The organism is Type-D symbiont of Plautia stali (genome assembly GCF_001485335.1).
In the GTDB taxonomy this organism is placed as follows: Bacteria; Pseudomonadota; Gammaproteobacteria; order Enterobacterales; family Enterobacteriaceae; genus Pantoea; species Pantoea vagans_C.
Genome location: NZ_BBOC01000217.1, coordinates 1 through 354, shown reverse-complemented (window position 1 = coordinate 354; position 354 = coordinate 1). Strand labels below are relative to the sequence as shown.

At 48.3% G+C, this 354-nt stretch carries 1 protein-coding gene; it reads left to right on the top strand.

Going from position 1 to position 354, the window contains the following annotated elements; translation table 11 throughout:
- Positions 1–292, top strand: a 292-nt coding sequence (locus PSSD_RS27085) for an IS3 family transposase (protein WP_153011541.1), incomplete at its 5' end; no start/stop codon positions are given.
- Between the last annotated feature and the right edge of the window lie 62 nt (positions 293–354).

Sequence of the window (354 nt, the reverse complement as noted above, 5' to 3'; positions counted from 1 at the left end):
CAGAGGCAGCCATTATCGATGGCCTGGCTGGCTTGAACGTATAAATGAATCGGGACTTATAAGGGCCATGTCACGCAAAGGTTGCTCATCGGATAATGCAGCATGCGAAGGCTTCTTCGGGCGGCTCAAAAATGAAATGTACTATGGCAGAAACTGGGCGGGCATAACGCTGAAAGATTTTATGTGCTTCCTGGACAGATACATACGATGGTATAACGAGAAGCGCATTAAGATCTCATTAGGTGCCATGAGCCCGGTGAAGTACCGGGAGCACTTGGGGATAACAACATAACCAGTCCAACAAAACATCCGCATCTCCAGAACGGCCAGGTCAGCTTTGCCTCTATAAACCAT